This window comes from Alcaligenes endophyticus (genome assembly GCF_026344035.1).
Classification (GTDB): Bacteria; Pseudomonadota; Gammaproteobacteria; order Burkholderiales; family Burkholderiaceae_B; genus Alcaligenes; species Alcaligenes endophyticus.
The window spans coordinates 1-2,031 of record NZ_JAPKND010000017.1; the positions used below are offsets into that span (position 1 = coordinate 1).

Genomic DNA, 2,031 nt, shown 5'->3' on the forward strand with positions numbered 1-2,031 from the left:
TTTAAATGAGCGCACATATGGTAGGAGAGCGTTCCGTAAGCCTGTGAAGGTGTCCTGTAAGGGATGCTGGAGGTATCGGAAGTGAGAATGCTGACATGAGTAGCGATAAAGGGGGTGAAAAGCCCCCTCGCCGTAAGTCCAAGGTTTCCTGCGCAACGTTCATCGGCGCAGGGTGAGTCGGCCCCTAAGGCGAGGCAGAGATGCGTAGCTGATGGGAAGCGGGTTAATATTCCCGCACCGTCGTACAGTGCGATGGGGGGACGGATTGCGGAAGGTTTACGGGGTGTTGGATGTCCCCGGTGGCGCGTCGTAGAAGGCACTTAGGCAAATCCGGGTGCGTAATTCAAGGGCGTGACTGAATAGAACTACGGTTCTAAACTAACTGAAAGCAGTTCCAAGAAAAGCCTCTAAGCTTCAGCTGTACGAGACCGTACCGCAAACCGACACAGGTGGACGGGATGAATATTCCAAGGCGCTTGAGAGAACTCAGGAGAAGGAACTCGGCAAATTAATACCGTAACTTCGGGAGAAGGTATGCCCCGGTAGTGTGAAGAGCCTGCGCTCGGAGCACGAAAGGGCCGCAGTGAATCGGTGGCTGCGACTGTTTATTAAAAACATAGCACTCTGCAAACACGAAAGTGGACGTATAGGGTGTGACGCCTGCCCGGTGCCGGAAGGTTAAGTGATGGGGTGCAAGCTCTTGATCGAAGCCCCGGTAAACGGCGGCCGTAACTATAACGGTCCTAAGGTAGCGAAATTCCTTGTCGGGTAAGTTCCGACCTGCACGAATGGCGTAACGATGGCCACACTGTCTCCTCCTGAGACTCAGCGAAGTTGACATGGTTGTGATGATGCAATCTCCCCGCGGCTAGACGGAAAGACCCCATGAACCTTTACTGTAGCTTTGCATTGGATTGTGAACCGGCCTGTGTAGGATAGGTGGGAGACGTTGAAGCGTGGTCGCCAGATCGCGTGGAGTCATCCTTGAAATACCACCCTGGTCTGTTTGCGATTCTAACCTAGGTCCATTATCTGGATCGGGGACCGTGCATGGTGGGCAGTTTGACTGGGGCGGTCTCCTCCTAAAGTGTAACGGAGGAGTTCGAAGGTACGCTAGGAACGGTCGGAAATCGTTCTGATAGTGCAATGGCAAAAGCGTGCTTAACTGTGAGACTGACAAGTCGAACAGATACGAAAGTAGGACATAGTGATCCGGTGGTTCTGTATGGAAGGGCCATCGCTCAACGGATAAAAGGTACTCTGGGGATAACAGGCTGATACCGCCCAAGAGTTCATATCGACGGCGGTGTTTGGCACCTCGATGTCGACTCATCTCATCCTGGGGCTGTAGCCGGTCCCAAGGGTATGGCTGTTCGCCATTTAAAGAGGTACGTGAGTTGGGTTTAAAACGTCGTGAGACAGTTTGGTCCCTATCTGCCGTGGGCGTTGGATATTTGACGGAGCCTGCTCCTAGTACGAGAGGACCGGAGTGGACGTACCGCTGGTGTATCGGTTGTCATGCCAATGGCATTGCCGAGTAGCTACGTACGGAAGAGATAACCGCTGAAGGCATCTAAGCGGGAAACTCGTCTGAAGATTAGATATCCCGGGGGCTTGACCCCCCTGTAGGGTCGTCCGAGACCAGGACGTTGATAGGCTGGGTGTGGAAGTGCAGTAATGCACGTAGCTAACCAGTACTAATTGCCCGTGAGGCTTGATCCTATAACTCTTGTGGTTATAGATATGACAAGCGATGTTGTTATAGACACGAAATTGATTTGACATGCGCCGCCCGTGCGCTTGTACCTAGCAAGAGTGATCTTGGCTAGGGTGCTTCTTCCCAAATTGGTCTTGTAGCGCGTACTCGCTGCAGGACACACCAGTTACGCTTGACGACCATGGCAAAGTGGCCCCACTCCTTCCCATCCCGAACAGGACCGTGAAACGCTTTAGCGCCGATGATAGTGGACGGACGTCTGTGAAAGTAGGTCATCGTCAGGCACTTATACCAAAAACCCCGCAAGAATTGCT

2 rRNA genes are annotated in these 2,031 nt (G+C 52.8%); both read left to right on the forward strand.

Annotated features, from left to right (window positions below):
• Positions 1–1,722, forward strand: a 23S ribosomal RNA gene (locus OSH01_RS16450); the annotation flags it as partial.
• Between the two features lie 166 nt (positions 1,723–1,888).
• Positions 1,889–2,001, forward strand: a 5S ribosomal RNA gene (rrf, locus tag OSH01_RS16455).
• The last annotated feature ends 30 nt before the right edge of the window (positions 2,002–2,031 follow it).